Annotated in this window: 29 protein-coding genes; 13 read left to right on the top strand and 16 right to left on the bottom strand. The window is 63.6% G+C overall.

The annotated features are described in order from the left end of the window. The first annotated feature begins 40 nt into the window (after positions 1-40). From FJ974_RS16630 to FJ974_RS16620, 3 genes are all read left to right on the top strand, one after another. Complete coding sequence (locus tag FJ974_RS16630; protein ID WP_226891280.1) at positions 41-658, top strand: AAA family ATPase; 618 nt, start codon at positions 41-43, stop codon at positions 656-658. After that, entirely contained in the window at positions 624-2,285 is a 1,662-nt protein-coding gene (locus FJ974_RS16625; protein WP_226891279.1) for a lipopolysaccharide biosynthesis protein, read from the top strand. Before FJ974_RS16630 ends, FJ974_RS16625 begins: the two co-directional genes overlap by 35 nt. Before the next feature lie 125 nt (positions 2,286-2,410). Next, positions 2,411-3,901 (top strand): hypothetical protein, encoded by a 1,491-nt coding sequence (locus FJ974_RS16620; protein WP_140533638.1) that lies wholly within the window; start codon positions 2,411-2,413, stop codon positions 3,899-3,901. A gap of 186 nt (positions 3,902-4,087) precedes the next feature. On the opposite strand, the gene FJ974_RS16615 is transcribed toward FJ974_RS16620, so the two are convergent. Then, complete coding sequence (locus tag FJ974_RS16615; protein ID WP_140533639.1) at positions 4,088-4,300, bottom strand: hypothetical protein; 213 nt, start codon at positions 4,298-4,300, stop codon at positions 4,088-4,090. A gap of 126 nt (positions 4,301-4,426) precedes the next feature. Further along, the gene (locus tag FJ974_RS16610; protein WP_140533640.1) at positions 4,427-4,822 is read right to left on the bottom strand and encodes a GFA family protein; all 396 of its coding nucleotides are present in this window, start codon (positions 4,820-4,822) and stop codon (positions 4,427-4,429) included. 185 nt (positions 4,823-5,007) lie between these two features. Between FJ974_RS16610 and FJ974_RS16605 the strand changes: the two genes are divergently transcribed. Next, positions 5,008-6,039, top strand: a complete 1,032-nt coding sequence (locus tag FJ974_RS16605) for an isopenicillin N synthase family dioxygenase (protein ID WP_140533641.1) — start codon at positions 5,008-5,010, stop codon at positions 6,037-6,039. A 43-nt stretch (positions 6,040-6,082) separates the two neighbouring features. On the opposite strand, the gene FJ974_RS16600 is transcribed toward FJ974_RS16605, so the two are convergent. Then, positions 6,083-6,568: an SRPBCC family protein gene (locus tag FJ974_RS16600; RefSeq protein ID WP_140533642.1), complete on the bottom strand. Its 486-nt coding sequence runs from the start codon at positions 6,566-6,568 to the stop codon at positions 6,083-6,085. Positions 6,569-6,686: 118 nt separating this feature from the next. Next, positions 6,687-6,935, bottom strand: coding sequence for a ParB N-terminal domain-containing protein (locus tag FJ974_RS16595; protein WP_008875526.1), 249 nt, complete (start codon positions 6,933-6,935; stop codon positions 6,687-6,689). Positions 6,936-7,080: 145 nt separating this feature from the next. Between FJ974_RS16595 and FJ974_RS16590 the strand changes: the two genes are divergently transcribed. The 5 genes from FJ974_RS16590 to FJ974_RS16570 are packed head-to-tail and all read left to right on the top strand — an operon-like array spanning position 7,081 to position 12,571. Next, entirely contained in the window at positions 7,081-8,721 is a 1,641-nt protein-coding gene (locus FJ974_RS16590) for a N,N-dimethylformamidase beta subunit family domain-containing protein (protein ID WP_140533643.1), read from the top strand. Between the two features lies 1 nt (position 8,722). Then, a complete protein-coding gene (locus FJ974_RS16585) occupies positions 8,723-10,105 on the top strand; it encodes an aspartate aminotransferase family protein (protein ID WP_140533644.1) in 1,383 nt (460 codons plus the stop codon). Positions 10,106-10,114: 9 nt separating this feature from the next. Next, a complete protein-coding gene (locus FJ974_RS16580) occupies positions 10,115-11,041 on the top strand; it encodes a 3-keto-5-aminohexanoate cleavage protein (RefSeq protein WP_140533645.1) in 927 nt (308 codons plus the stop codon). 4 nt (positions 11,042-11,045) lie between these two features. Beyond that, a complete protein-coding gene (locus FJ974_RS16575) occupies positions 11,046-11,546 on the top strand; it encodes an N-acetyltransferase family protein (protein WP_413468357.1) in 501 nt (166 codons plus the stop codon). Then, positions 11,543-12,571: a histone deacetylase family protein gene (locus FJ974_RS16570; RefSeq protein ID WP_140533647.1), complete on the top strand. Its 1,029-nt coding sequence runs from the start codon at positions 11,543-11,545 to the stop codon at positions 12,569-12,571. Before FJ974_RS16575 ends, FJ974_RS16570 begins: the two co-directional genes overlap by 4 nt. A gap of 6 nt (positions 12,572-12,577) precedes the next feature. Here the strand turns inward: FJ974_RS16570 and FJ974_RS16565 are convergent, their stop codons facing one another. The 3 genes from FJ974_RS16565 to FJ974_RS16555 form a co-directional block, all read right to left on the bottom strand. Continuing rightward, a complete protein-coding gene (locus tag FJ974_RS16565; RefSeq protein WP_140533648.1) occupies positions 12,578-13,846 on the bottom strand; it encodes a cysteine desulfurase-like protein in 1,269 nt (422 codons plus the stop codon). 45 nt (positions 13,847-13,891) lie between these two features. After that, positions 13,892-14,959 carry an aldo/keto reductase gene (locus FJ974_RS16560; RefSeq protein ID WP_140533649.1) on the bottom strand — a complete coding sequence of 356 codons (1,068 nt, stop codon included), beginning with the start codon at positions 14,957-14,959 and terminating at the stop codon, positions 13,892-13,894. 111 nt (positions 14,960-15,070) lie between these two features. Continuing rightward, positions 15,071-15,529: a hypothetical protein gene (locus tag FJ974_RS16555; protein ID WP_140533650.1), complete on the bottom strand. Its 459-nt coding sequence runs from the start codon at positions 15,527-15,529 to the stop codon at positions 15,071-15,073. Between the two features lie 362 nt (positions 15,530-15,891). On the opposite strand from FJ974_RS16555, the gene FJ974_RS16550 reads away from it, so the two are divergent. Then, positions 15,892-16,056 (top strand): DUF1127 domain-containing protein, encoded by a 165-nt coding sequence (locus FJ974_RS16550; RefSeq protein WP_140533651.1) that lies wholly within the window; start codon positions 15,892-15,894, stop codon positions 16,054-16,056. 60 nt (positions 16,057-16,116) lie between these two features. On the opposite strand, the gene FJ974_RS16545 is transcribed toward FJ974_RS16550, so the two are convergent. After that, positions 16,117-16,623, bottom strand: a complete 507-nt coding sequence (locus FJ974_RS16545; RefSeq protein ID WP_140533652.1) for a DUF1993 family protein — start codon at positions 16,621-16,623, stop codon at positions 16,117-16,119. A 141-nt stretch (positions 16,624-16,764) separates the two neighbouring features. Between FJ974_RS16545 and FJ974_RS16540 the strand changes: the two genes are divergently transcribed. After that, entirely contained in the window at positions 16,765-17,814 is a 1,050-nt protein-coding gene (locus FJ974_RS16540; protein ID WP_140533653.1) for a DUF1176 domain-containing protein, read from the top strand. A 15-nt stretch (positions 17,815-17,829) separates the two neighbouring features. Here FJ974_RS16540 and FJ974_RS16535 read toward each other — a convergent pair whose 3' ends face one another. The 7 genes from FJ974_RS16535 to FJ974_RS16505 all read right to left on the bottom strand — a co-directional run bounded on the left by FJ974_RS16535 (position 17,830) and on the right by FJ974_RS16505 (position 24,240). Continuing rightward, positions 17,830-18,720 (bottom strand): alpha/beta hydrolase family protein, encoded by an 891-nt coding sequence (locus FJ974_RS16535; protein WP_140533727.1) that lies wholly within the window; start codon positions 18,718-18,720, stop codon positions 17,830-17,832. A gap of 33 nt (positions 18,721-18,753) precedes the next feature. Continuing rightward, complete coding sequence (locus tag FJ974_RS16530; RefSeq protein WP_140533654.1) at positions 18,754-20,364, bottom strand: NTP transferase domain-containing protein; 1,611 nt, start codon at positions 20,362-20,364, stop codon at positions 18,754-18,756. Further along, positions 20,361-21,065, bottom strand: a complete 705-nt coding sequence (locus tag FJ974_RS16525; RefSeq protein WP_140533655.1) for an XdhC family protein — start codon at positions 21,063-21,065, stop codon at positions 20,361-20,363. Before FJ974_RS16525 ends, FJ974_RS16530 begins: the two co-directional genes overlap by 4 nt. 66 nt (positions 21,066-21,131) lie before the next feature. Beyond that, positions 21,132-21,470: an XdhC family protein gene (locus FJ974_RS16520; RefSeq protein ID WP_126093635.1), complete on the bottom strand. Its 339-nt coding sequence runs from the start codon at positions 21,468-21,470 to the stop codon at positions 21,132-21,134. 61 nt (positions 21,471-21,531) lie between these two features. Then, complete coding sequence (locus FJ974_RS16515) at positions 21,532-22,782, bottom strand: vWA domain-containing protein (protein WP_140533656.1); 1,251 nt, start codon at positions 22,780-22,782, stop codon at positions 21,532-21,534. 5 nt (positions 22,783-22,787) lie between these two features. Beyond that, a complete protein-coding gene (locus FJ974_RS16510) occupies positions 22,788-23,717 on the bottom strand; it encodes an AAA family ATPase (RefSeq protein ID WP_140533657.1) in 930 nt (309 codons plus the stop codon). 28 nt (positions 23,718-23,745) lie between these two features. Then, positions 23,746-24,240, bottom strand: coding sequence for a flavin reductase (locus FJ974_RS16505; RefSeq protein WP_140533658.1), 495 nt, complete (start codon positions 24,238-24,240; stop codon positions 23,746-23,748). 177 nt (positions 24,241-24,417) lie between these two features. Here FJ974_RS16505 and FJ974_RS16500 point away from each other — a divergent pair, with 177 nt between their 5' ends. Both FJ974_RS16500 and FJ974_RS16495 read left to right on the top strand, forming a co-directional pair. Next, complete coding sequence (locus FJ974_RS16500; RefSeq protein WP_140533659.1) at positions 24,418-25,488, top strand: branched-chain amino acid ABC transporter substrate-binding protein; 1,071 nt, start codon at positions 24,418-24,420, stop codon at positions 25,486-25,488. After that, complete coding sequence (locus FJ974_RS16495) at positions 25,488-26,504, top strand: P1 family peptidase (protein WP_140533660.1); 1,017 nt, start codon at positions 25,488-25,490, stop codon at positions 26,502-26,504. The genes FJ974_RS16500 and FJ974_RS16495 overlap by 1 nt, the downstream gene beginning before the upstream one ends. A 10-nt stretch (positions 26,505-26,514) precedes the next feature. Here the strand turns inward: FJ974_RS16495 and FJ974_RS16490 are convergent, their stop codons facing one another. Next, positions 26,515-26,772, bottom strand: coding sequence for a DUF2171 domain-containing protein (locus FJ974_RS16490; RefSeq protein ID WP_140533661.1), 258 nt, complete (start codon positions 26,770-26,772; stop codon positions 26,515-26,517). Positions 26,773-26,953: the final 181 nt, after the last annotated feature.

Genomic DNA, 26,953 nt, shown 5'->3' with positions numbered 1-26,953 from the left:
AGGACTGAACCGATCACCTCGATCTCAGGATTGAAACGGCATGATCGTTGAACTTTTCGGACCAGCGGGATCCGGCAAAACAACCTTCGCGAACGCCCTTGCCAAGCATTTGCGCGACCATGGGTACGTTGCCAAAGTCACCCAGTGCTACCTGCCCCGCAATAGAGGCGACGGCCGGGACCGCTTCGGCATTTTCACGGTAACCTCCCGAATATCATCCGCCATTTTCATCACAATTCTGACACTTCTTTCTTCATATGGGCGAAGCCATGATATTACACCTGCCAATAAACTTGTAAGAACAATATCCCCACATAGCCTTATATGGCGAATTCGTCTCTGGCAGTACATAGTTCGCTTGTCACGCTGCTGGGAACAGGCGCTGGGATCAACAAATATAATCATATTCGACCAAGGCTTCGTACAGGCGATCGGGTCCCTTGCTATGTTCAACGGCGCCGCAGACGACGGGTTGATCGCACAAGCGCTCGAATCTACGCCTCAGGCCGATCTGGTGATTTGGATGGCAGTCCCGCGCGATGTTGTGGAAGCGCGGCTTCAGACAAGAATGATGCACGAACCGGCCTACGGAGCGGTTCTTAGAAGTAGGTTTCGCCAGCAACATGCAAGCTTTCGATATCTTCGAAAGGATTGGTAATGTTCTTAGGAGCGCGCGGCGAAGTAACGCCCCGGTTCTGACGATCGACGAACAGTCCACTGCAGGCGACCTTTGTCGGGTGGAAGAGGAAATCCTGGCGCGCTTACCGCGGACCAGAGTTTCTCTGTTCGGCAATGCGCGCGGCGGCAGCGAGTTGACTGCCGAAAGCAGGGAGCGAAGCATGGACGGCCGCTCGGAAGGACATCCGCTCGAACGCCATGTGGCCGACGGGGCTGCGCACATCCCGTCGATTGCGGGCACCGCAGGCCGAGCGTCCTTTGCGATCTTCCGCCGACCCCGTGATGTCGGTGGGCGCCTCTTGCATGCGAGCATCTTCGCCCTCCTGGTCTATATCGGCGGCGCAGGACTAGCCAGCATGGCACAGCTTGGAATCGCGCGCATGGTCGGCGCCACGAGCTACGGTATCTACTCATACGCGTTGGCCTGGAGCACCGTTCTCGCAACCCTCTCGACGCTCGGCTTCAACGTGTCGCTGTTGCGCTTCGTGCCGGCACACAGGGCCGCTGGGCGTTTTGACCTAGCACGCGGGGTGATCGTCTTCGCGCTGTCGTGGTCCCTCTCGGCCGCGGTGCTGGCCGGGCTGGCAGGGGCCGGCCTCATCGCCTTCTCAGGAAAGCTTCACCAGGAACTTCGGACGGCAATGCTGCTCGCCATGGCGGCCGTGCCGCTCATGACGGCTTATGCGCTTGGTACCACTCTGGTTCGCGCCTTTGGAGGCGTGGTGTCCGCGCTTTTGCCCGAGCGTGTGGCGCGCGATGGGCTGCTGTTGGCCCTGGTGGGCGGCGCGGCGTTTTCGGGTTGGGTGACCTTAGACGCGCCGTTCGCGATAATGGCGGTGGTCACGAGCTCGGCCGTTACCGCGATATTTGTGCTCGCCATAGCAATCAAGCTGCTGCCGACGGACCTGCAAAACGCGCGGGCGAGCTACTCCATATGCCTATGGCGCTCTGCAATCCCTCCTACCATGCTGATCACCGGGCTTGATGCCTTCATAAGCCGGACGGGAGTCATGCTTCTGGGCTGGACGGGCCGCGTCCACGAGGCTGGCATCTTTGCCCTGGCACTGAACGTGGCGTTGCTGGTCGGCCTTTCGAGCGTCGCAGTCAGCACGATGTTCTCGCCGACCGCTGCGGATCTCCACGCCCGCGGGGATCACGAGCGCCTGCAGCGACTATTCTCGCGAGCAGCAGTTCTGAGCTTCAGCGGGGCGCTCGCAATGACCTTTTTACTCCTACTGGTCACGGAACGTCTCCTAGGCTGGTTCGGCAAGGATTTTGCTGCGGGCGCCCCGATCGCACGAATCCTCATTGTGGGTTACCTCTGCACTGCGGTCTGCGGACCCCAGCTGAACCTTCTGACGATGACCAAGCATGAGTGGGCCGCCGCGACAGCGATGGTTGGCGCCGCCGTGACCGCCGTCGTCGCCTGTTCAGCCGGGATAGCGCTGGACGGGGCGACCGGAGCGGCGGCCGGCTTCACGCTCGCACTGGTCGTCTGGAACCTGGCAATGGCAACCTATATCCGCAAGCGTTTGAACATCTTGCCCGGTCTGGTCTTTGCTGCCTTGACCTTGAGGTCGGGACAGATCAGAGCTCCGCTGGGATAGCCGCATGTCCCAGTTCGTGGGGGTCGATGCAATGATATCCACCGGTCATCAAGCTAGCCACGTTCAGCAATATGAGTCCGACTCTCCAGAGACTCTGGCCGGCGAAACGGAAAAATGCCAACGCGATGCGTAGCGGGAAATCCCAGGCGCTGAGCACCCTGATCACGGCGCTGACCGCATTGGAGCAAAGCAACGTCGAATGCTGCTATTGGAGGAGCAGCCGGCGTCTTCCGGCTGTTCTGCTGGGTGAATCGGACCTTGATCTGCTTGTTGCCAAGTCTGATCAACATCGGGCCGCCCAGGCCTTGCTCGGCTGCGGATTCAAGCGGTTCGAGCCCTCCAATTGCCACGGCCACCCCGCAGTCCAGAGCTTTCTTGGCTATGACGAGCCGAGCGGGCGCATCGTCCATCTCCATCTTCACTTCCGCCTCGTCGTCGGCGAGCCGGTTTTGAGGAACTATCAGCCTCCTTGGGAAGGCCTCTTTCTGGCCTCGTCGATCCCACACCCGGCACTGCCTCTCCGGACGCTCGATCCGGCTAGCGAGGCATTGCTGCTGGCGGTGCGAGCCAGCCTCGAGCTGCGGCGTCGAGATCCGATCGCGTTTCGCCACTGGAAGAGGTTACAGGAGAACTTCGAACTGGACCGGCTGCATGTGACGTCGCGGGTCGACCGACGCAGTTTCCAAGATCTCGCTGCAAAGCTTGTAAATAAGGACCTCGTGGAAGCCATTGCCGAGGCATTATTCGCGACGCAGAGCTTCACGGCCCGGCATCGCCTTCACGCGCGGATTCGAAAAGAACTGGCGGCATACCGAACGTACAATGCCCTAGAAAGCGTTCTGCGTGGGGTCGGCAGGGTAATCTTGTGGACCGCCGGAAGTCTGAACAAGCAGTTCCTGCATGTACCACGACCCTGGAGCCGTCGCGCTCCCGGCGGCGGCATGGTGGTGGCCGTGGTCGGTATCGACGGTAGCGGCAAAACAACGCTAGTGACAGCGATCCACGAATGGCTGGAGTCGGAAGTCGACGTGCTCCCGATGTATTTCGGCACCGGACACGGAAGGCCGTCGCTGCTGCTTCTGCCTTTCAAGCTGCTTGTCCCGATAGCTACGCGGGCGCTTGGAACCAAGCCCGCTGGCAGCTCGCACGGCACTGTGACGGATCGTCCGCCGGGGCCCTTCTACAACATACTGCTTACCGTGTGGGCAAGCGTCCTCTCGGTCGAGAAGCGGATGAAGCTGGTGGCCGCGCGCCGCGGAGCGGATCGCGGAATGGTCGTCGTTGCTGATAGGTTCCCCCAAGACCAGATCATAGGCTTCAATGATGCTCCGCTTCTGCCCCGATTGGCCAAAGTCCCGGCCTGGCTTCGGCGTTTCGAGGCCAACTCTTATGCGCTTGCCCGCCAGCTGCCGCCCGATCTCGTCATCAAACTGCAGACGATCCCCGAAGTCATAATGACGCGCGAGCCGGATATGGATCCGTTGGTCATTCGAAGGCGGGTGTCAGACATTCAGGAACTGAACTTCGGTGGCACTACGGTGGTGAACCTTGATGCCGGACAACCGTTGGCCGATGTCATCGGTGCAGCCAAGGCCGCGATCTGGCGGGTGATGTGAACACGTACGAGGCCATCCAATCTGGAATAACTAGATGGTCAGGTCAGAGTTGAAAACGGAGGCGCCGACCTTTCCATGTCTAAGCAAGGCAGGTTCAGCAAAAGCGTCTCACAATTCTGCGATAAGAACCTGCGGCAAACAAAGGAATCCAAGCGGGCATTCGTGGGCCAACCCATGAATACCTGCTTAGCGGTACAGCCATTGCTTGAGGCAGGTCCCGGCCACCACATGGGCCGGAGGCACGGCAGGCTGATCGTTGGGGGAATCGACGGCCCTGACACGAGCCTTCTTTTCCAGCAACATGCGAAGCTCCGCCGGGCGCACCCGGTCACGCTCCATGACGAGTTGGATCATCGGGTCGTTCAAAAGCTCGTCCAGGGTGTTGATGCTCTCGCTCATCCGTCGCCTCCTCGATGCCCTGTCCGCATGCGTTAAATAGGCAGCCAATGATGGCCCGCCAATGACGCTTTGCCGGCTATGTCGTGGTTCGGATGAAATTTTTGTGCAGATGGGCGTTCAAATGAGTCAGACCGGTGGCGGCCCTTCATATTGCGGCAGGCCGTCGTCCAGCCGCAGCCAGGCTTGCCTGGAGGCAGTCCAGAAATGCATATCCGGTTTGAAAACGGAAGGATCGTCGAGCGAACCCGAAGTGATACCCACCATGCCTCGGGAATCGCGCCGCGAAAACAGCGTCGTGCCGCAGGCCGGGCAAAAGCCGCGCTTAAGGTCCGCCGAGGTGTTCACCGTCGCCACCTGCCCCTCGATGGTGACGTCGTCGATGCGAAACAACAGGCGCGCGTTGAAAGCCGCGCCGATCGCTTTCTGGCAGAGCCGGCAATGGCAGACGCGCTCGTTGACCGGCTCGGTCTCGGCGCGATAGCGCACCGCGCCGCAGAGGCACCCACCCAGATATGTCGTCATCGCCAGCCACCTGCTTCGTTGGAAAACGGCGGCACCGTAGCGGCCGGCACCAGACGGTCAATTGAAAAGCATTGATCGGAAGTCATCGCTCGGCGTGATGCATTGGCCCAACGACCGGCGCATCCTGCGATTTGACAAGCGCCAACCGGTGCCCCCTGCTTGCGACGCAAATTGGAGGATGCGCCGTGGCTGAGGACATCGACACGATCGCGGTCGGACCGCTGTTCGGACCGCCCTCGCCGGCCCGCGACCGCACCGACGCCAGGATCCTCGCCGCCGCCTCCGGCATCGGCTTCATGGCGATCCGCGACTTTCCCGGCGACGAGTGGCTGACGCCTCAGAACCGGGCACGGCTGCTGGCTATCTTCAATCTGCCCGAAGCCGAAAAGCAGAAGCTGCTGCGCTGGAACTTCGATCGCAGCAAAAAGAACGTCTATCGCGGCTGGTTCCCGCTGCAGCCGACCGCCGTCTCCTACAAGGAGGGCATCGACATGGGGCCAGACATCGCGCACGCGCCGGCCGCTGGCGCCGATGCCGATGATCCGTTGTGCGAGGCGACGCCGCTGCCGCCCGAAAATGCTGCGCCCGGCTGGCACGCGGCCGCCGCCGGCTATTACAAGGCGATGGAGGCGGTCGGCAATGGCCTGATGCGCTCGATCGCGCGCGGGCTCGGGCTTGCGGAAACCACCTTCAACGCCGATTTCGAGGGCGGCATCTCGACGCTGCGGCTGATACGCTATCCGCTGCGCGACCCCAACAACGGCGTCGACCTGAGCGGGCCGGACTTCTCGGTCGTCCACAAGGGCGAGACGCGCACCATCATCGGCCGCGAGCACGCCGATTCCGGCTTCGTCACCTTGCTCGCCCAGGACGGCGTCGAGGGCTTGCAAGCCAAGAACCTCACCGGCGAATGGATCGACGTGCCGCCGGCCAACGGCACTCTTGCCGTCAATTTCGGCCAGTTGCTGGAACGCTGGACCGGCGGCCGCGTCAAGGCGACCAGGCACCGGGTAATCGCGCCGAAGACGGCGCGTTTCTCGATCCCGTTCTTCTACGAGCCGCGCGTCGACGCCGAGATCGCGCCGTTGGCGCTTGAGGGCGCGGAGCCCTTCGAGCCGTTCCTCTATGGCGATTATCTCTGGGAATCGGCGACGAACTTCGTCGAAATGAGCGGCGTCAGGCACCTGCGCCGGCCGCGGCGGGCCAGGGCGTCGTAGCGACAGCTGGCCACCTGCAGAAGCAGACGGCCAGCGTTGCTGATCAAAGGGTGTTGGCGAGCTCCTCAAGCTGGTCGGCGCATTGGCTCCAGCCCTGATGGAAACCCATCTTCTCATGCTCTTCGCGGTTAGCGACACTCCAGTGCCGGACGCGGACGATATAGCGGGTCTTGCCTTCGCCTTCGTCCTCGAAGGTCAGAGTTGCCGTCATGAACGGCTTGTCCGAAGGCTCCCAGGCGCTGGTAAAGGCGTCGGTGAAGACGATCTTCTCGCCCGGAATGACTTCCAAAAAGACACCATAGTTGGGAAATTCGTTACCGTCCGGACCAGCCATGGCGACGAAGCTCGAACCACCGGTGCGCACATCCATTTCGGCGCGCGGAACGCTCCATGGCTTTGGCGCGAACCATTGCTTGAGAAGACTGGTTTCGGCCCAGCAGCGATAGACGCTCTGGCGCGACGCATCGATGATACGGCCGAGAACCAGTTCGCGGTCGTGGGCGGGGGCGATGTCGAGTTTAGTAGTCATGGGGTTCACTCATTTTCCTTTGGTTGCTGCCCCAAGGACGAACAAACGCGGCGCGCGCCGACAAAACTCTTCAGGGATTTTTTCGGGGATCGAAGGGGCGCTATCAACCGGAATCGCCTTAGTGGCGCTTGGCCTGGACGAGATAGGCGTCGATCTCGGTCTCGCCGAGCCATTTGGCGGCTTCGAGCCGGTGCAGGCCTTCGACCAGGATGTGGCGCTTGCCGTCGTGGCGCACCTGGATCGGCGTCTTCATGCCGTTCTCCAGTATGTCCTCGGCAAGGTGGCGGACGGTTTCCGGATGCAGCGTCTTCTTGCGCGCCGTCGGTACGTAGATGTCGTCGACCTTGACCTTTTGCACACGCAGCATATCGGCTCCCTGGCGAAAAATGTCGCCCCAGCATGGATAGTTGGTTTGCCGGCAGCGGCCAAGGGCAGCCGCTGGCCCGATGGTTTCCAATTGACGCTTGGCCGGCCAACGGTCTCAATGACGGCCTTTCACCCGACTGGTGTTCATGACGCAGCTGCCGACAGAGTTTCCCGATTTCGGGCTGACGCCCGAGCAGCGCCGCGAAGCGGTGCGCGGCCACTATTACGAATGGCCGGGCATGGACGGCGAGCGCGGCGAGATCTGGTGCTATTCCGATCGCTTCTCCTACCGCCCGGGCGAGACGGTGGCGCTGCATGTCAGCTCGACCGCGCCGCAATTCGGCATGGCCATCATTCGCGACGGCGCCGACGAGACCAAGGTCTTTGAGAAGACGGGCGTCGCCGCACGCTGGCAGGAGACGCCGGATCAATGCTCGGTCGAAGGTTGCGGCTGGGAGGCCTCGTTCGAATTTCGCATTGGCACCGATTGGCCCTCCGGCGCCTATCGCCTCACGCTTTCCGCCGACGGCCGCGACGGCAAGCCGATCCAGTGCCACCACCTCTTCATCGTCGCGCCCTTGCCCGGCAAAAAACCCGGCCGCCTGCTGCAGATCGCAGCGACCGGCACATGGCTCGCCTACAACACCTGGGGCGGCTCCAATCACTACCAGGGCATCACCGGCCCCAACCGCGATCAATATGCCACCATGGTTTCGACGCAGCGGCCCTGGTGCCGCGGTTTCGTCGTGCTGCCCAAGGACGCGCCGCGCGTGCCTCTGGAGGTCGCGGTGCTGCCAAAGACCGTGCCGCGCTATCCGCATATGGAATGGGCGTTCGCCACTGGACATTCGAAGAAATACGCCTCCTCCGGTTGGGCGAGCTATGACAGTCACTTCTTCCGCTTCGCCGAGCGCGCCGGCTATGCGATCGATCTCGCCAGCCAGCACGAACTGCATTTCTCGCCCGAAATCCTCGACGGCTACGACTGCGTCGTCTTCGTCGGCCATGACGAATACTGGACCTGGGAGATGCGCGACGCGGTCGACCGTTACGTCGATCGCGGCGGCTATGCGGCGCGCTTTGCCGGCAATTTCATGTGGCAGACCAGGCTGGAGGACGAAGGCCGCCGGCAGGTCTGCTATAAATACAAGGCGCGCGCCGAGGACCCGGCCTATCGCGGCGGCGACGTCAGGCGCGCCACCAATTCCTGGGAAGCGCCGGAGATCGGCCGGCCGGGCAGCGCCACCTTCGGCCTCAATGCGACGAGAGGCGTCTATGCCGGCTGGGGCGGCTGCGCGCCGCGCGGCGTGCGCGGCTTTCCGGTCTACCGTCCCGAGCACTGGGCCTTTGCCGGCACCGGCATCTATTATGGCGACCTGCTCGGAGCCGACAGCCATGTTTATGGCTATGAGGTCGACGGGCTCGACTTCGAGATTCACGGCGGCCTGCCCTACCCGACTGCGGAGAGCGGCGCTCCGGACGGCCTGCAGGTGCTGGCCGTCGGCATGGCGAGCCAGGTCGAGGAAAGCGCCGATATCCCGATCGAGGACCAGTTCCTCACCGACGAGGATGGCCGCTTCACCGCCGAGACGCTGTTCGGCGAGGCCAGCGACGCCAATCTCGACAAGGTCAAGCGCGGCAACGGCATGATCGTCAATTTCCCGCGCGGCAAGGGCGAAGTGTTCCATGCCGGAAGCTGCGAATGGGTCGCCGGCCTGCTAAGGCAGGATCCAATGGTCGAACGCGTGACCAAGAATGTCCTCGACCGCTATCTTGGAAAGTCCTGACATGCCGAAACCGGAAGTGCTGCCCTCGCCCGACGCCGAAGCGCGGCCGCCGTCGCATCTGTTTTATCTCTCCAGCCTGCGTCGGCCGCTGGTCGACCGCGCGGAAGGAATCTACTTCTGGACCAGGGACGGCCGCCGCTTCATCGACGGATCGAGCGGGCCGATGGTGGCCAATATCGGTCATTCCAACCGCAACGTGCTCGATGCCATGAAGCGGCAGATGGACAAGGCCACCTTCGCCTACCGGCTGCATTTCGAGAACGAGCCGGCCGAGGAACTGGCGCGGGAGCTCGCCGGCAAGCTGCCGGAGGGCATGGACCGCATCTTCTTCGTCTCCGGCGGTTCGGAAGCGACGGAATCCTGCATTAAGCTCGCCCGGCAATGGGCGGTCGCCACTGGTCAGCCCAAGCGCTGGAAGGTGATCACCCGTTTCCCCTCCTATCACGGCGGAACACTGGGCTCGCTTTCGATCACCGGCGACGATGCGCTGGCCGAAACTTTCACGCCGATGATGCGGGTGATGCCGACCGTGCCGGCGCCGACCGCCTGGCGCGACCGCGACAATCTCTCGATGGAGCAGCGCGGCATCCGCTACGCCGACATGCTGGAGGAAAAGATTCTCGCCGAAGGTCCGGAAAGCGTGCTCGCCTTCATCATGGAGCCGATCGGCGGCGCGGCCACCGCCGCCCTGGTAGCGCCCGACAGCTACTATCCGCGCATCCGCGAGATCTGCGACCGTTACGGCATCCTGCTCATCCATGACGAAGTGATGAGCGGCACCGGCCGCACCGGCAAATTCCTCGGCGGCGACCACTGGAACTGCCGGCCTGACATCGTCGCGCTGTCGAAAGGCCTGGGCTCCGGCTACGCGCCGCTCGGCGCGCTGGCCGCGCCGATGCGGCTGGTCGAGCCGCTGCTTGCCTCCGGCGGTTTCCAGCACGGCCACACCTATGCCGGCAATCCGCTGGCCTGCGCCGCCGGCCGTGCCGTGCTCGGCGAAATGGACCGGCTGGGCCTCATCGCCAACGCGGCCGCAATGGGCGATTTGCTGATCGGCGAGTTGAGGGCGTTGCAAAAGCGCTTCCCTTTCATCGCCGACGTGCGTGGCAAAGGCTTGCTGCTCGGCGCCGAAATGGTTGCCGATCCGGAGACGCTTGTACCGATCGCACCAGGCAAGAAGGCGACGCAACGCCTGCTCGATCTCGCATATGAGCGTGGCCTGATCATCTACGGGCGTAGGGTCAAGGGCGGCGTCGACGGCGACAATTTCATGGTTGCGCCGCCGATGATCATCACGCGCGAGCAGATCGGCGAGATCATCGCCATCATCGGCGACTCGCTCGAGGCGCTGGCCGGCGAACTCGACCTGCCGGTCGAAGGCTGAGGAGCAAAAATGGCGCCCAGGAAGGTCATCATCACTTGCGCCGTCACCGGCTCGGTGCATACGCCGTCTATGTCGCCATATCTCCCGGTGACGCCGGACCAGATCGCCGCGGAGGCCATCGCCGCTTCCGAAGCCGGCGCCTCGATCCTGCATCTGCATGCAAGAGACCCGAAGGATGGCCGGCCGACCGCCGACCCTGAAATGTTCATGCAGTTCCTGCCGCGCATCAAGCAGGCGACCGATGCGGTGATCAACATCACCACCGGCGGCTCCTCGCTGATGAACCTCGACCAGCGGCTGGCGGCGCCCTTGCGGGCCGAGCCGGAAATGTGCTCGCTCAACATGGGCTCGATGAATTTTGCGCTGTTCCCGATGCTCGACAAGCCGCGCGAATGGCAGCACGACTGGGAACCGAAACTGCTCGAGGCCACCCGCGACACGATCTTCAAGAACACCTTCGCCGACATGGAGACGGTGCTGGAGAAGCTCGGCAACGGTTGCGGCACGCGCTTCGAGTTCGAGTGCTACGACGTCGGCCATCTCTATTCGCTGGCGCATTTCCGCGACCGCGGATTGGTCTCGGGGCCGCTGTTCATCCAGTTCGTGTTGGGCATATTGGGCGGGATCGGCGCCGATCCCGACAATCTCGTCCATATGAAGCGCATCGCCGACAAACTGTTCGGCAGCTACCAGTTCTCGGTGCTCGCCGCCGGCCGCCACCAGATGCCGCTGATCTCGATCGCCGCCGCCATGGGCGGCAATGTCCGCGTCGGGCTCGAGGACAGCCTCTATGACGGGCGGCAGCTGGCGAAATCCAACGCCGACCAGGTGCGCCGCATCCGCGGTATTCTCGAGGCCCTGTCGCTGGAGGTTGCAACCCCTGCGGAAGCGCGCGAAATGCTGACGTTGAAGGGCGGCGACCGGGTGGCATTTTGAGGTGATTGTGAATACGGTCATCCTCCGCCCCGGCACCATCGACGATGTCGAAACCATCCACGCCGCGCTGCTCAAACTCGGCAACCACATCGGCGCCCATCAGGAAATCACCTCGACGCCCGACGATCTCCGCCGCTACGGCTTCGGCGAAAACCCCGCCTTCTCGACTCTCATCGCGGAAATCGGCGGCGAATTCGCCGGACTCTGCCTGTACTTCCCCATCTTCTCGACCTGGATGGGCCGGCCCGGCGTTTACGTGCAGGACCTTTACGTCGAGGACCGTTTTCGCGGCCGCAGGATCGGCGAGCGTCTGCTGCGCAGCGTGGCGCAAGAATGCCGCGCGCAAGGCGGCGCCTATCTGAGACTCTCCGTCGACACCGACAACGAGACCGCCAAGGCCTTCTATGAAAGACTGGGCATCGGCTGGTCGAGCTACGAGCAAACGCAAAAGATCGTCGGCGAGGCCTTCTTCGCCTTTGCCGATGCGCCGGAGGGAGAGCAATGAAAGCCTTCTACGCCGAGGAACAAAAAAGCCACGATCCCAGAGCCTTTCTCTCCAGCGGCGCCCCGCAGCCAAACCCGGAAAAGCCGGAACGCGTCGAGCGATTATTAGCCGGCGCAAAATCTGCCGGTTTGGCGATAGAACGGCCCCTCAATCGCGGGCTCGGCCCGATCGCGGCGGTGCACACGCCTGAATATCTCGACTTCCTCGAACACATCTTCGCGCGCTGGCAGCGCATCGAAGGCGCCTCGGCGGAAGTGATCCCCAACATCCATCCGATCGCACGCAATGGCTTCTATCCGGCCTCGGCGGTCGGCCAGGCGGGCTATCACATGGCCGATACCGCCTGCCCGATCTCGGCCGAAACCTGGGACAGCGCGCTGTGGAGCGCCTGGAGCGCGATTGAGGCTGCGGAAGCGGTGATGGCGGGCGCGTCTTCGGCCTACGCGCTTTGCCGCCCACCCGGCCACCACGCCTTCGCCGATGTCGCTGGCGGTTTCTGCTTCATCAACAATTCGGCCGTCGCAGCGCAGCTGCTGCGCAAGAACGCAGCGCGGGTAGCGATACTCGACGTCGATTTGCATCACGGCAATGGCACGCAAGGCATCTTCTATGCGCGGCCGGACGTGCTCACCGTCTCGCTGCATGCCGACCCGGTGCGCTTCTATCCGTTCTTTTGGGGCTATGCCGACGAGCGCGGCGAAGCCGCGGGCCTGGGTTACAATCTCAACCTGCCGCTGCCGCGCAAATCCAGCGATGCGGCGTTTCTCGAGGCGCTCGCCGCGGCCTCCCAGCGCATTCGTGCCTTCGCGCCCGAGGCGCTGGTGGTGGCATTGGGACTCGATGCCTACGAGGGCGATCCGTTCGGCGGCTTGTCGGTGACTACGCCGGGTTTCTCGCGCATCGGCGAGGCGATCGCCGGGCTCAGTCTGCCGACTGTCATCGTCCAGGAAGGCGGCTATCTCTGCGATGGGCTCGGTGACAATCTCACCGCTTTCCTGACCGGCTTCGGCGGTAAGCAGCGATAACCTCACTCAGGATCGCTGCTGCCTGAGCATGGCGATGATCCGGTGCACGCTCTCCAGCGTTTCGTCGATCTCGGCGGCAGTGTTGTAGTGCGCAACGCCGATGCGCACGACGCCCTGCTCGGCCGGAATGCCGAGCTGATGGACGATCTCCCAAGCGTAGCTATGGCCTGACCACAGGAAGATGCCTTCGGCATTCATCTGCCGAACGATCGTTTCCGGCGCGATGCCATCGACGGTGAAAGAAACCGTCGGCACGCGTTCGCCCATCCGCGCCGGATCGGTGATGCCGCGGATCGTCAGGCCTTCGATATTGGACAGGCCCGAGATCAGCTTCAGCGCCAGCCCATTCTCATAAGCGGTCGACACGTCGAATGCCCTGGCGATCCGTTGCCGGCGCGAGCCGCCCTCGCCTGCGGCAGCCCCCAGATCCGCGAAATAATCGACGGCCGCCGTAAGCCCGGCCATCAGCTCGATCTGCGGCGTGCCAAGCTCGAAGCGCTCCGGCAGACCGTTGGAGGAGCAGCGGCATTTATAGGGCTCAAGTGCGTCGATGACGTCGCGGCGACCCCACAAAATGCCCATATGCGGGCCGAAGAATTTGTAGGCCGAGCAGACCAGGAAATCGCAGCCCAGCGCCTGCACGTCGATCAGCCCGTGTGGCGCGAACTGCACCGCATCGACATAGACCAGCGCCCCGGCCTGCCTGGCGGTTTCGGTCAACGACTTGACGCGGTTGATCGAGCCTGTGAGGTTCGAGGCATAGTTCAGCGCCACAAGCCGCGTTCTCTCCGAAAGTAGCGCCTCCAGGGCCGCCTCCTCTATCTGCCAGCTTTGCTCGTCGAACGGCAGGAAGCGCACGACTAGGCCGAGATCCTCGGCCAGTTGCAGCCAGGGCGATACATTGCCTTCGTGGTCCATGCGGGTGACGATGATCTCGTCGCCCGGGTCGAAACCGCGCCCCAGCGTGCGCGACATGTGATACGTCAGCGTCGTCATGTTGGCGCCGATGATGATTTCCTGCGGGCTCGCGGCGCCAAGGAAATCGGCCATCGCCAGATGCGCATCATCGACCACCTTTTGCGCCGCGAGCGTGGTTTCGAAGAAACCGCCGAGATTGGCGTTTGTGGTGATGAGGCAGAACGACACGGCGTCGGCCACTGTCTGCGACACCTGCGTCCCGGCAGGGTTGTCGAGATAGATGCGCCGACGCCCTTCATCGGTCAGGGACAGAGCCGGGAATTTTCCACGCACGGCCTCGATTGGAAATGTCGCCATCGCTTCCATCCCTTTGTCATTCTTGATTTTTTCACCCAATGTCGTTCACGGGCACGGATTGCCGACCCGCTGATGGACGGCATCGACTGCCTTCTGCATCTCGTCGGTCCAGGTCACGTCGACTGAAGACAGCGCCATGTCGAGCTGCGCCACGCTGGTGGCCCCAACGATGTTCGAGGTCACGAAAGGCCGGCTCGACACATAGGCATTGGCAAACAGCGCCGGCTCCATACCGAAGGAACGTGCCAACTCGTTGTATTCGAGCTGGACCTCGGCCGCGTTGGGCGTCTCGTAGCGCTGGCCGCGGTTGAACAATTGCGAGCGTGAGCCTTGCGGCCGCGCGCCGTGGTCGTATTTGCCGGTGAGATAGCCTTGCGCCAAGGGCGAATAGGCAAGCAGCGAAACCTGCTCGCGCTCGCAAACCTCGGCAAGGTTCACCTCAAAAGTGCGGTTGATCAGATTGTAGGCGTTCTGCAGCGAGACGACGCGCGGCCCGATGCCGTTGCCCGCCTCGGCGAGGAAACGCATGACACCCCAGGAGCTTTCGTTCGACAGGCCGAAATGGCGGATCTTTCCCGCTTTCACCAATTCCTCGAACACCGAAAGCGTCTCGGCGATCGGCGTCTCGCCGGCCGGTGCGCCCACGGCATCGGCGCGACGAGCCACCACGCCGACGCGTGTGGGGTTGGCACCCCAGGGAATGTCGCGCTCTGGCCAGTGAATCTGGTAGAGGTCGATATAGTCGGTGCCGAGCTTGGTCAGCGATTTGTCGATGGCGTCGAAGACATCGGCGCGCACCAATTGCGATGGCCTGTCGCCGCGGAACCAGGTGTTGGCGGTGCGGCCAACCACTTTGGAGGCGACGATAACCTTGTCGCGGTTGCCTTTCGCTTTCATCCAGCTGCTGATGATCTTCTCGGTCCGCCCTTGCGTCTCGGCCTTGGGCGGGATCGGGTAAAGCTCCGCCGTGTCGATGAAGTTGACGCCACGCGAAAAGGCCAGGTCCATCTGCGCATGACCCTCCGCTTCCGTGTTCTGCTGGCCCCAGGTCATCGAGCCGAGGCAGATTTGCGATACAAGGAGATCGGTCCGACCGAGGCGGCGTTTATGCATGGGATTGTCTCCGGCGGGAGGTTTGCGCGGCTGCGCGAGGAGGAGACGCAAGCATAAGCAAAGGCCGGATGTTCTCCAAGTCCCCGCCGGCGCCGACTTTTCTTCCGGCTGCTAACGCCGGACGCCGGCCAGGGCGCGCCGCTTGGCCTCGTCGATCAGCATGTTGGCCACCTGCATGCGAATCATGGCGCGCTGGCGCAGATGCGGGGCGACGCGATCCGGATGGTTGGCGAAGGCGAAATTGCGGCGCAAGCGGCCGAGATCGGCATTTTTCGCCGGCCGATCGAGGCCGAGCTCGCCGGCGATCGATTCGGGATCGATCGGCGGCAGTTTTTCCTCCGGCTGGTGGTCCTCGCTGGCCAGCGTCAGCTTGGCCTGGTCGAGAAGTGCCGCGAATTCAGCGGCGAGATCGGCGCCCGCCTCGCGATATTCGGCGGCAACGCTCTCGCCGGCAACCTTTATGCGGCCGGAGTGAAGCTCGTCCGCCACCGACAGATAGTCGAATGGAATGGATGGCCGGGCGCCCTCCTGCTCACCCTTTTCGGAAGCGACGAACAGGTCGTCGAGCAAGGAAGCGAAATCGAGCTTCTTCCCGGTGCCGATCTCAGCCTCCCGTGTTGCGACCGCATTGCACTATCGCCGACGATAAAGCGGCCTCGTTAAAAATGAATGCCGGCAATGTTAAGCTTCTAACTAAAAAAGCCGGACTGCATTTTCACACAGCCCGGCAAGGTCGCCAGGAGTGGCGAGGAAAAGCCGGCCATGTGCCAGCATTGCTGCGTACGGTCGAGGTTGCGCGTAAGTTTCAGAAAAAATCGAATGTGGCGAAAAAAATCCGCTTGGCATGGCAGCCATGCAATTGCTGCACTGCACAATTTTAACAAATCGCCTATATCTTGGCGTCGGGAGGACCAACACGGGGCATGTGAGTCATGGGGTTCTTCACCGAAATGTTTGCTCGGCCGCGGCCGCAGGAACACCAGCGTTACCGCGCGGCGCTCGCGCTGCTGAATGCGATGAGCAACGCCGACCGCGCCGACATCGGCGTCAAGCCGGCGGATTTTCCGCGTATCGCCCGCGAAATGTCGATGCGCTGAGCTGCGCTGAACCGAAGAGGTTTCCCGGTGGTGCCGGGAAACCTTTAAACCACCCTAAAGTCAGCGATTCCCAAGGAAAGTCTGCTTGCTGAGCGGCACGCCGTTGTGACGCAGGATGTCGTAAGCCGTGGTGACGTGGAAGTAGAAGTTCGGCATGGCCGCGTTCAGCAGATACTGGATGCCCGGCAGCTGAACCTCTCGTCCTGCGAGCCGCAATTCGATCGGCCGGTCTTCCGATCCGTCCAGATCGGCCGCCGAGAATGTCGCCAGGTGATCGAGCGTCTTGGCGATTCGCGCCTGCAGCTCGGCGAAGCTGGCCTCATTGTCCTCATATTTCGGCACCTCGCGGCCGGCGAGCCGCGACGGCGCACCCTTGGCATGGTCGGTGGCGATCTGCACCTGCCTGGCCAGCGCGAACATGTCTGGCGCCAGCCGCGCCGTCAAAAACACGTTCGGATCGATCTTGCGTTCGGTGGCGTTCTGTTCGGCGGCGGTCAGCACGCTGGCCAGCGCCTTCAGCCGGGCCGAAAAGACGCCGACGGATATGTCGTACATGGAAATGGTCACGGTAATCTCCTTGAGCGGCCCAGCGCCGCGGGCGGTGAGCTAGCGCCTCCTGCCGCGATTCTTCAAGCAGGCTGCGCGGCCGCGTCACCGCGTCGCCGCAATCGCCGTGGTAGTATTTTCGTTATCGAGCGGAGGATATCGATGAGACGCGTCATTCTTGCTGCGACTGCCCTGCTTTCCGTCGCCGTGGTCGCGCGAACGGCGCACGCGGCCGACGCGCCATATGTCGACGACAGGTCCAGCGCCGAGGCGGTCATCCGCTCGCTCTACAGCGCCATCAACCGGCATGAGTTCGCCCGCGCCTGGGGATATTTCGGCGATACAAAGCCGGCAAAGGACTTCAACAGCTTTGTGAAGGGCTATGACGGCACCGACGCCGTCGAGGTCAAGACCGGCGCCGTATCGGACGAGGGCGCGGCTGGCAGCATCTATTTCAGCGTCCCTGTCGCCATCCAGGCGACCGACAAGAAGGGCGAGGCAAAAGTATTCGCCGGCTGCTACACGCTGCGCCAGGTCAACGCCCAGATCCAGGAGCCGCCGTTCCAGCCGATCTTCATCGACAAGGGCGCACTCAAACCTTCGACCGCCGAATTCGAGGATGCGATGCCGGCAAGCTGCGGCGACGGCCCGCCGCCGCCGAAGAAAGACGAAGCGCTGGAACAGGCCAAGAAGGCTTTCCTCGCCAGCTATGGCGCGCAGTGCGACAAGCAGGACCCGGACGGCAAGCCGATCGGCGAGCCGGTAGCCCATTCCATCCATTACAAGGACAAGGATGCGGCCGCCGACGAGCCGGAGCGCGAGACGCGGCTGTTCCGCTTCTTCTGTTCCATGGCCGCCTACAACGAGACCGCGGTCTACTACATCGCTAACGATATCAACGGTGTCACACAGTTGCAGTTCACCGAGCCGGAGCTCGACATCCGCTACGAGAACAACAACAACGAAGGCAAGCTCGAGTCGATTCACATCATTGGTTTCAAGACGAGCGGTTGGGCGACCAACTCGGACTATGACGACAACACCAAGACCATCACCACATCAGACAAATGGCGTGGTGTGGGGGATGCCTCGTCATCGGGAACCTATCTGTTCCGAAACGGCGATTTCTCGCTCGTCCAGTACGACGTCGATGCGTCCTATGACGGGGAGCAAAATCCGCAGACGATCATCGACTACAACACGGCTCCCTGAGCCGCCACAGAGAAATCAGGGCGCTTTCGCCAGCATCCAGTTCAGCGTGCCGCGCCAGTCAACCATACGGATCGGCGTGCCGTGCGTGCCGGTTTCGAAGCGCACGAAGCGGGTCGGGTAGGTCTTCGATTTGGCCAGGATCGACCGGAAGAACGCCTCCTGCTTCGCCACGGCAAAGACCACGTCGTGGCTGCCCTGGCCAAAGAACACCGGCACCCGGCGCTTGAACGCCGGGCTGGCCAGAAAGCTCTCATCCCATAGCGAGCCGAGCAGCAGCAGGCCATCGATCCGGCTCCCGGTGTCCTTGCGATCGGCGAGCTTCCAGCAGATTATGCCGCCCATCGAGCCGCACGCGACGAAGATTTTTGCGCCTGGCGATTTCTCGGCATAGTGGTCGATCAGCGCCGCGACCTGAGCTGCGCCCCTGTCGCCGAAATCGGGGAAATCCGGCGTGATATAGAGGCCGTTATTGCTGGCCATCAGGTTCTTGATGCGGTTGAAATTGCCGCCGAAGGTGAAGTCGTCGACGCCCTGCTTGCGGCTGCCGCCCTGCCCGTGCAGGTAGAGCACGATGATCGCCGCCCCTTCCGTCTTTCCGACCGCGACATGCCGGACATCGCCGGCATCGGTTTTCAGCATCAAATCCTGCTGCAGCTTGCGCACACCGGTATCGGTATACTGCGCACGCACCCGCTTCTCCGGCACCTCGTCGCGCTGGTTGATGTCGCGCATTTCATGGTAATCGAGGACCGTATAGGCGCCGCCGTCGCCTGACGAAAGCGTCGGTGGATAGGCGAATAGGTCGTCCTTGAAAGATTTAAGGGACAAAGACTGACCAGCAGCGGCCGAAAGCGAAAGCGCTGTGGCGGTCAGCAGTGCAAGGAAAAATCGGAAGCGGAAAGACATGCCAGCAGGCATGCGAAATTCGCCTTCGGTTTGTCAATCCTGCAAGACGCCGCCGGCGCCTTCCAACGCCTCGCGCGTGTCGACGTCGATGGAGGCTGCCTTGCCGATCTCGACATCGATAACGTCGAGGCCCTCGGCCTCGACCAAATGGCGCGCGCCGGTATCGCCTTCGAGGTGGGCGATGGCCGGGAACAATGAGCGCGGCAACAGCACCGGATTGCCGCGCTTGCCCTGGTGGGAGGCGCGCACGACGGACCGGCCGCCGGATCTGCGGAAGGCGTCGATGAGGCTGTCGAGGTCTTTCGAGGAGACGCCCGGCATGTCGCCGAGAACGATCATGGCGCCGGCCGCGCCGGGCGCGACCCGCGCGATGCCTGCTTTCAGCGACGACGCCAGGCCATCGGCGAAATCCGGATTGTCGGCGAGCGTGACATTGAGGCCGGCGAGTGCTGCGCGCACGCGCTCGCGCTGATGCCCGGTGACGACGATTGTGTCGACAGCCTTCGAGCCCCGCGCCCGCTCGGCCGTGCGCCGCACCAGCGGCTGCCCGTCGAACAGCGCCAGAAGCTTGTTCGGCCCACCCATGCGGCTGGAGCGGCCGGCGGCGAGGAGCACGATGTCAACCCTCGGCTCGGCCCTCGCCGGCAGCGGCTCGCGCGGCTGCGGTCGGGTCGGGATTTCCATCAGCAGGCCGCCGACGCCCATGCCGGCAATATCGCCCGCCGTCACGTCGAGCCCGGCGACCAGCCGGTCGAGAACCCAGTCGAAGCCGTTCTCCTTCGGGCTGCGGGCGCAACCCGGCGCGCCGATGACGCGCTTGCCGGCCAGCGTGCCCAGCACCAAAAGATTGCCGGGATCGACCGGCATGCCCGCGCGGATCACTGTGCCGCCCGCCTGCTCGATCGCGGCCGGAACGACATCGGCGAAATCGCTCATCGCCGAGGCGCCGAAGATCACCACCATGTCGTTGTCGCGCGCCAGGGCGGCGGCAGCCTCGGCGACGGGCGCGATCTCGTGCGGCGTGCGGCGCTCCGCCCTCAGCCGCCCGCCGGAGCGCGCCAGCCGTGCTTCAGTGACGCGCAGCGTCTTGTCGAGGACGCTCGGCTTGACGCCGGGAAGCATCGTCTGGATGACGCCGACGCTGACCGGACGATAGGCGTTGACGGCAAAGATCTCGCCGCCGGCGCAGATCTTCACCACCCTCTCCACCAGATTTGCGGCCACGGCGAAGGGAATGATCTTCACCGTCGCCACCATCTGGCCCCGCTCGACCGGCGCGTGCTGCGCCAGCGTGGCGATGGTGATCGCCGGATTGACGGCGTTGATGGCGTCGATCATCCTGGCATCGACCGTAAAGATGCCGGCGGTTTCGGCATGGAGGTTGACCCGGCCGGTCGCGGCGGGCTTGGCATCGACGTTGCGATGGCTCATGCCGGCGGCGATCTTTTCGGCAGCTGCGTCCTCGCCAAGATCGTCGGGAGCCAGCACAGCGGCAATGACTTCCGTGACGCCGGCCGCCTTTAGCGCTGCCACATCCTCGCCGCTCAGCCGGTGCGCCTTGCGCAACCGCCGCTCGCCGGCAGCGGTCGCATGCGCGAGCACCGCGCCTTCAGCCAGATCGATCGGGACTGGACCGAACCTCACGCCACCGCGCCTTTGCTTTCGAGCCCGCGCGAGCGGAAGGCGTGAATGGTCTGGGCGAGGATAGCGACGGCGATCTCGGCCGGGCTCGCCGCGCCGATGTCGAGACCGATCGGCGCATGGATGCGGGCAATCCGATCGGCGCTGGCGCCCGATGCCAGCAGGCGCTCGACGCGCTTGGCATGCGTCTTCCGGCTGCCGAGCGCCCCGACATAGAAGCATTTCGCATCGAGCGCCGCCTTGAGCGCAAAATCATCGATCTTAGGATCGTGGGTGAGGGCGGCAAGCGCGGTATAGCTGTCCAGCGGCGCGCGCTGCAGCACATCCTCAGGCCATTCCGCATGCAAAGTCACATCCGGGAAACGCTCGGGCGTGGCAAAGGCGGTGCGCGGATCGATGATCTCGACAGGATAGCCGGCGATCCGCGCCATCGGTGCCAGCGCCTGGCTGATATGGACCGCGCCGATCACCACCAGGCGCGGCTGCGGCAGGTGGGCGTTGAGGAAAAAGGTTCGCCCTTCCGCCTCGACGGAGCCTGAATTGCCGGTGCGGAAGGCCTCGGCGATGGCAGTGCCGAGATCGCCAGCAACATGGTCGCCCTCGCGCACGACGCGGTCGCGACCGTCGCCGAGATCGGTGACCAGCACCGCCGCGCGGCGGGCACGGCGTTCCTCATTCAGTGTTTTGAGCGCGTATGGGTCCATCAGAAAGCCTCTTGTCCAAGCATGGTCTCATCCGCAAACCGGTTCCCACTTTGCGGGATCATGCTTCTAGCCCAGGCGCTCGACATAGACCTTGATGCGGCCGCCGCAGGACAGGCCCACCTGCCAGGCGGTTTCGTCGGCGACACCGAATTCCAGCATCTTGGCCTTGCCGCTGCCGATGACGTCGATCGCCTCGGTCACCACCGCTCCCTCGACGCAGCCGCCGGAGACCGAGCCATGGAAATTCCCCTCGGCGTCGATGACCAGATGGCTGCCGACCGGCCGCGGCGCCGAACCCCAGGTCTCGACCACGGTCGCGATGGCGACATCCTTGCCGTCCTTCATCCATCCTTCCGCGATGATCAGGGGATCGCGGGCCTCATCGAGATAAATGCTCTCGTCCATCGTCGTTTCTCACAAAGTCTGTTTTTCTCAAGGAACCAAAGTTTCCCGTGGAAACATATGGCTACGCGGCACGCCTCTCGCCAGCCTGCAACCAGCGGCGCAGATCGACGGAAGCGGCTGGCTGGCGGTCCAATGAGGCGCACAGATCGGCAAGCGCATCGAGATTGTGCACCGAGCGGAATTCGTCGACATGCGGCAGCATCGCCTTTACGCCACGGGCGCGGACTTCGAAGCCTTCGAAACGCAGCAGCGGATTCAGCCAGATCAGCCGCCGGCAGGACTTGTGCAGGCGCTCCATTTCCTCCGACAGGCCGGCGACGTCGTCGCGCTCCAGCCCGTCCGTGATCAAAAGCACCACGGCGCCCTGCCCCAGCACGCGTCGCGACCACAGCCGGTTGAACTCGGCCAGCGTGTCGCCGATGCGGGTGCCCCCGGACCAGTCCTTCACCGCGGCGGAGCAGTCGGCCAGCGCGGCGTCCGGATCGCGATGGCGCATCTGCCGGGTCAGATTGGTCAGGCGCGTGCCGAAGACAAAGGCATGCACACGCCGGCGCTTCTCGGTCAGGGCATGCAGGAAATGCAGGAAGATGCGGGTGTACTGGCTCATCGAGCCGGAAATATCGGCAAGCACCACCAGCGGCGGATGCATTTCGCGGGCCGAGCGGAATTTCGGCAGGATCAGTTCGCCGCCGGTGCGCGCCGCCGACCGCATCATGGCGCGCGGATCGATGCGCCGCCCTTGCGCGTCGACCTTGAAGCGGCGCGTGCGAACCGTATCGAAAGGCAGCCGCAAGGCGGCTATTGCCTTTTTGGCTTCGGCGAGTTCGGCGACGTCCATCTGAGCAAAGTCCTTGCCGCGCAGCACCTCGTTGCCGGAAAAGGTGAGGCGCGCATCGACCTCGATCTCCGGGATTTCCCGCACCGGCTGGTTTTTCCGATGACCCTCGAACATCGCCTGGCCGACGCGGTTTTCTGCCGCGCGTGGTTTTTGCTTCTCTCTGCTGTCCGGCGCCACCGGCGAAAACATCGCCAGCATCTTTTCGATCAGCTCGTGCGATTTCCAGAACAGCCGGAAGGCTTCGTCGAAGACCGGATGGTCCTCGTGGCGGGAGACCAGCACTGCATGTAGCGTCCAGTAGAAATCGTCGCGCGAGCCGATGCCGGCGGCAAGCACCGCCTCGATCGCATCCTTGACCGAGGCCGGCCCGACCCGCATGCCAGCCTTGCGCAGCGTTCGCGCGAAATAGACGATGTTATCGGCGATGCGCCCGTCAGCGGTCGCTTCTTTGGGTTCCGGACGCGGCGACAGCATCGCGCCTACTCCGCCGCCGAAAGCTCGGCCTTCACCTCATTGAGGATGCGCCGGCCCTCGCCCTGTCCGATGCGGGCAATGTCGTCCTGGTATTTCAACAGCACGCCAATCGTATCGGACACCGTCTCCGGATCGAGCGCCACCTTGTCGAGCTCGGTCAATGCGCCGGCCCAGTCGAGGGTCTCGGCGACGCCGGGCGCCTTGAACAGCTCGACCTGGCGCAGCTTCTGGATGAAGGAGACGACCTCAGCCGACAGCCGGCTGTTTGCCTGCGGCACCTTGCGGCGCACGATCTCCAGCTCCCGCTCGGCATTGGGGTAATCGACCCAGTGATAGAGGCAACGCCGCTTCAGCGCGTCGTGGATTTCGCGCGTGCGGTTGGTGGTGATGATGACGATCGGCGGCTCTTCCGCCTTGATCGTGCCGAGCTCGGGAACAGTGACCTGGAAGTCCGACAGGATTTCGAGCAGGAACGCCTCGAAGGCCTCGTCGGTGCGGTCGAGCTCGTCGATCAGGAAGACAGGCGCGGCGTCTGCCTTGCCGGTCAGCGCGTCCAGCACCGGTCGGCGGATCAGGTATTTTTCGGAAAAGACATTGCGCTCCATGTCGGAGCGCACGACCTTGCCGGCCGCCTCCTCCATGCGGATCTCGATCATCTGCGCGGCGTAGTTCCACTCATAGACGGCGGAGGAGACGTCGAGCCCTTCATAACATTGCAGGCGGATCAGCCGGCGGCCGAGCGCCTCGGCCAGCACCTTGGCGATCTCGGTCTTGCCGACACCGGCCTCGCCCTCGAGGAACAGCGGCCGCTTCATGCGCAGCGACAGGAACAGCACCGTCGCCAGCGAGCGGTCAGCGACATAGTCCGCGCCGGCCAAGAGATCGAGCGTCTCGTCGATCGACCTTGGCGCGGCGCGCGGGGCAAGCCCGTTCATCTTGTCTCCGTAGGTCCCGCTTGCCCGTTCACAGAACGTGGTAGCCGCGGTTGTGGTAGAGCAGCGGCCGCAAATTATCGCCGATGCGCAGGCCTGTCACCTTGCCAAAAAGCACACGATGGGTGGCGAGGTCCTTGCTGTCGATTATCTCGCAGTCGAACACGGCGAGCGCCCCTCTCAGCGTCGGCGCGCCGGTCGAGATCACGTCCCACTCGCCGAGCGCGAAGCGTTCCTCGGGCGGCAGGCCGGTGATGCCGGAAAAGCCGACCGACAGCGCCTCCTGGTCAGAGGCCAGCGTGTTCAGCGCGAAGTTGCCGTTCTTGATGAACGGCTCGTTCTTGGGATTCTCGCGATTGAGGCAGACAAGCACCGTGGGGGGCGTGTCCGACACCGAGCATGCGGCAATCACCGTTGCGCCCCGCTTGCCCGCCGGGCCGTCGGTGGTCACCACATGGACCTGGCCGGCAAAATGCGCCATTGCATCGCGATAGGCCTGCGGCCCGATGTCATTGATCTTCAGCACCCGGTGATCCACCTGTCGAAACCAGCCCGTTATATATGGCGGCATATTGCACGCCACAAGCGAAGTGCTTGACTGCAATCCTGAAATTCGCGTGTTGCGCCGGGATTAGCCAGCCTTTAGGTCTTTGCTGGGATAGTGCCGGATCGTAACTCCGGTACGGAGGACCTCTTCGCCAGAATGCGCCATATCACGACGACAATAGCCGCGCTTGCCTGGCTGTCGCTGGCCGCGAACGCCCGTGCCGAGATGCTGGTCGGCGTTGCCGCACCGCTTTCCGGTCCGTCGGCGATCCTTGGCAATCAGGTCGAGGTCGGCGCCAGCCTGGCGGCGCAGGCCAATGGCATCACTGTCAAGGCGGTCGACGATGCATGCACCGCCGATGGCGGCGCTGCAGCCGCCAGGGAACTCGCGGCCGCCAAGGTCAATGTCGTCGTCGGCTTCCTGTGCACCGATGCGATCGAAGCGGCGCTGCCGATCCTCAAGGATGCCAAAATCCCGGTCATCACGGTCGGCGTGCGCACCGAGAGCCTGACCGACCGCCGCGCCAAGACCGGCTGGCCGGTCTATCGGCTCGGGCCAAGGGGTGACGACGAGCGCAACGCTGGCGCCAAGATCCTTACCCGGCTGTGGCAGAGCGAATTGTTCGCCATCGTCGACGACGGGACCATCTATGGCCGCGAGATCGCCGAGACCTTTCGCGCCGCGGCCGAGCAGGCGGCGCTGAAGCCGGTCTTCGTCGACACCTTCCGGCCGCAGCTCGATAACCAGATCGGCCTGGTCGCCCGGTTGAAGAAAGCCGGCGCAACAAAAGTGTTCGCCGGCGGCGACGGCGACGACGTCGCCATCATGGGCCGCGATGCCGCCCGGCTCGATGCCGACATCACTTTTGCCGGCGGCGAAAATCTGCGCACGCCGGACAGCGGCATTCCATACGCGGTGGGCACATTGATGATCGCGCTACCGGAATGGGCCGAGGTCGCTGATCCCAAAATCGTCCAGGCGTTTGCAGCCAGGAATATCGTTCCGGATGGCTATGCCTTGCCTGCCTACGCGGCCGTCGAAATCGCCAATGCGGCGGCGGCTGCGTCTGAAACATCCGGCAAGCCGGTTGCCGACCTCCTGACCGGGCACGAGTTTGCCACCGCGATCGGACCCGTGCGTTTCGACGACAAGGGCGACCTCAGCCAGAACCCCTTCCGCATCTTCCGTTTCGACGGTACCCATTTCGTGCCGCTGGAGGAGAAGTGATGTTTCGCACCGGGCCGCGCAACCTGATCACCGACGTCGCCGGCTTGAGTGTCGGCAATGCCGCCGATGCGAGGCTGAAATCCGGCGTCACGGTGGTGCTGTGCCAAGAGCCGGCGGTGGCAGGGTTCCAGGTGCTGGGCGGCGCGCCGGGCACGCGCGAGACCGACCTGCTCGAGCCGCACAACTCAATCACGGCCGTCCATGCAGTGGTGCTTTCCGGCGGCTCGGCCTTCGGCCTCGATGCCGCTTCTGGCGTCCAGGCCACCCTGCGGGAGAAAAACATCGGCGTCGAGGTCGGCGGCTTTCGCGTGCCGATCGTGCCGGCGGCGATCCTGTTCGACCTGCACAATGGCGGCGACAAGAACTGGGGCCGCTACCCGCCCTATCGCGAGCTCGGCTACGCGGCGGCTCAGGCGGCCGACATCGACTTCCCGCTCGGCACGGTCGGCGCCGGCACGGGCGCGCTGACCTGCGGACTGAAAGGCGGCCTGGGCTCGGCCTCGACTGTGCTCGACAGCGGCGTCACCATAGGCGCGCTTGCCGCCGTCAACCCGATGGGCTCGGTGACAGTCGGCCGCAGCCGCCATTTCTGGGCGGCACCCTTCGAGATCGGCGACGAATTCGGCGGGCTGGGCTATCCCGATCGGATGCCGGAAGACGCCAGAAAAATAGAGCTGAAATTCCGCGGCACGCCGATCGGAACCCGGGCGGAGGGTGGCGGCACCACGATTGCCGTCATCGCCACCGACGCCATGCTCACCAAGGCTGCTGCCAAGCGGCTGGCGATTGCCGCGCATGACGGGTTTGTCCGCGCCATCTGGCCGACGCACACGCCGGCCGACGGCGATCTGGTCTTTGCGCTGGCGACCGGCAAAAGCGGCATCGAGCTCAGCTTCGAAGCCGCAATCGATCTTTACGCCGCCGCCGGCGCAACCATGGCCCGCGCCATTAGCCGCGGCGTCCACGCCGCGACGCCTGCCGATGGCGATCTGTTCCCGGTCTGGTCGTCGCGCTGAGTTTGCCCGATCAGGTCGGATCGGATTTTTCTTCCTCGAAGGTGACGGCCACATCTGAATTCGCCGACAGCCAGACTTTGCCGCCGTCGATCTCGGCAACGAGGCTCAGCGGGACATAGTGGTGGTGCCCCTTATGCGTGCCCATGCCGCTGTCGGCCTTGGTCAGCTTGATCCGATCCCCTTCGACCTTGTCGACGGTGCCGATATGGACGCCGTCGGCGCCGGTCACTTCCATATGTTCGCGTATCTTGCTGATGTCGGTGCTCATGCTGGTCCTCCGCTGGATGGGGCCTGTGTCCTTTCGGACGTGAGACGGACAATAACAAACGAACGCCGGATTGGATGCATCGCTCGGCACCTCTCATTGGCGTGATAGGTATGACGCGATTGAGACGGCGCGACCAACAGCGTGAGCGCGCGGCAGCGGCGTTGAGCATTTCGCCCGCCTC

Source organism: Mesorhizobium sp. B1-1-8, from assembly GCF_006442795.2.
GTDB lineage: Bacteria > Pseudomonadota > Alphaproteobacteria > Rhizobiales > Rhizobiaceae > Mesorhizobium.
Note: the sequence above shows the minus strand (reverse complement) of the source record. Positions and strands in the feature narration are given on the sequence as shown.

What these genes read in the sequence shown, in the direction of transcription:
- FJ974_RS16500 (WP_140533659.1), top strand. Translation starts at nt 24,418, where the DNA reads ATGCGCCATATCACGACGACAATAGCCGCGCTTGCCTGGCTGTCGCTG.
- FJ974_RS16510 (WP_140533657.1), bottom strand. Translation starts at nt 23,717, where the DNA reads ATGAACGGGCTTGCCCCGCGCGCCGCGCCAAGGTCGATCGACGAGACG.
- FJ974_RS16490 (WP_140533661.1), bottom strand. Translation starts at nt 26,772, where the DNA reads ATGAGCACCGACATCAGCAAGATACGCGAACATATGGAAGTGACCGGC.
- FJ974_RS16625 (WP_226891279.1), top strand. Translation starts at nt 624, where the DNA reads ATGCAAGCTTTCGATATCTTCGAAAGGATTGGTAATGTTCTTAGGAGC.
- FJ974_RS16565 (WP_140533648.1), bottom strand. Translation starts at nt 13,846, where the DNA reads ATGGCGACATTTCCAATCGAGGCCGTGCGTGGAAAATTCCCGGCTCTG.
- FJ974_RS16535 (WP_140533727.1), bottom strand. Translation starts at nt 18,720, where the DNA reads ATGTCTTTCCGCTTCCGATTTTTCCTTGCACTGCTGACCGCCACAGCG.
- FJ974_RS16560 (WP_140533649.1), bottom strand. Translation starts at nt 14,959, where the DNA reads ATGCATAAACGCCGCCTCGGTCGGACCGATCTCCTTGTATCGCAAATC.
- FJ974_RS16600 (WP_140533642.1), bottom strand. Translation starts at nt 6,568, where the DNA reads ATGACTACTAAACTCGACATCGCCCCCGCCCACGACCGCGAACTGGTT.
- FJ974_RS16580 (WP_140533645.1), top strand. Translation starts at nt 10,115, where the DNA reads ATGGCGCCCAGGAAGGTCATCATCACTTGCGCCGTCACCGGCTCGGTG.
- FJ974_RS16620 (WP_140533638.1), top strand. Translation starts at nt 2,411, where the DNA reads ATGCGTAGCGGGAAATCCCAGGCGCTGAGCACCCTGATCACGGCGCTG.
- FJ974_RS16610 (WP_140533640.1), bottom strand. Translation starts at nt 4,822, where the DNA reads ATGACGACATATCTGGGTGGGTGCCTCTGCGGCGCGGTGCGCTATCGC.
- FJ974_RS16590 (WP_140533643.1), top strand. Translation starts at nt 7,081, where the DNA reads ATGACGCAGCTGCCGACAGAGTTTCCCGATTTCGGGCTGACGCCCGAG.
- FJ974_RS16585 (WP_140533644.1), top strand. Translation starts at nt 8,723, where the DNA reads ATGCCGAAACCGGAAGTGCTGCCCTCGCCCGACGCCGAAGCGCGGCCG.
- FJ974_RS16495 (WP_140533660.1), top strand. Translation starts at nt 25,488, where the DNA reads ATGTTTCGCACCGGGCCGCGCAACCTGATCACCGACGTCGCCGGCTTG.
- FJ974_RS16525 (WP_140533655.1), bottom strand. Translation starts at nt 21,065, where the DNA reads ATGGACCCATACGCGCTCAAAACACTGAATGAGGAACGCCGTGCCCGC.
- FJ974_RS16570 (WP_140533647.1), top strand. Translation starts at nt 11,543, where the DNA reads ATGAAAGCCTTCTACGCCGAGGAACAAAAAAGCCACGATCCCAGAGCC.
- FJ974_RS16520 (WP_126093635.1), bottom strand. Translation starts at nt 21,470, where the DNA reads ATGGACGAGAGCATTTATCTCGATGAGGCCCGCGATCCCCTGATCATC.
- FJ974_RS16630 (WP_226891280.1), top strand. Translation starts at nt 41, where the DNA reads ATGATCGTTGAACTTTTCGGACCAGCGGGATCCGGCAAAACAACCTTC.
- FJ974_RS16540 (WP_140533653.1), top strand. Translation starts at nt 16,765, where the DNA reads ATGAGACGCGTCATTCTTGCTGCGACTGCCCTGCTTTCCGTCGCCGTG.
- FJ974_RS16550 (WP_140533651.1), top strand. Translation starts at nt 15,892, where the DNA reads ATGGGGTTCTTCACCGAAATGTTTGCTCGGCCGCGGCCGCAGGAACAC.
- FJ974_RS16615 (WP_140533639.1), bottom strand. Translation starts at nt 4,300, where the DNA reads ATGAGCGAGAGCATCAACACCCTGGACGAGCTTTTGAACGACCCGATG.
- FJ974_RS16595 (WP_008875526.1), bottom strand. Translation starts at nt 6,935, where the DNA reads ATGCTGCGTGTGCAAAAGGTCAAGGTCGACGACATCTACGTACCGACG.
- FJ974_RS16515 (WP_140533656.1), bottom strand. Translation starts at nt 22,782, where the DNA reads ATGCTGTCGCCGCGTCCGGAACCCAAAGAAGCGACCGCTGACGGGCGC.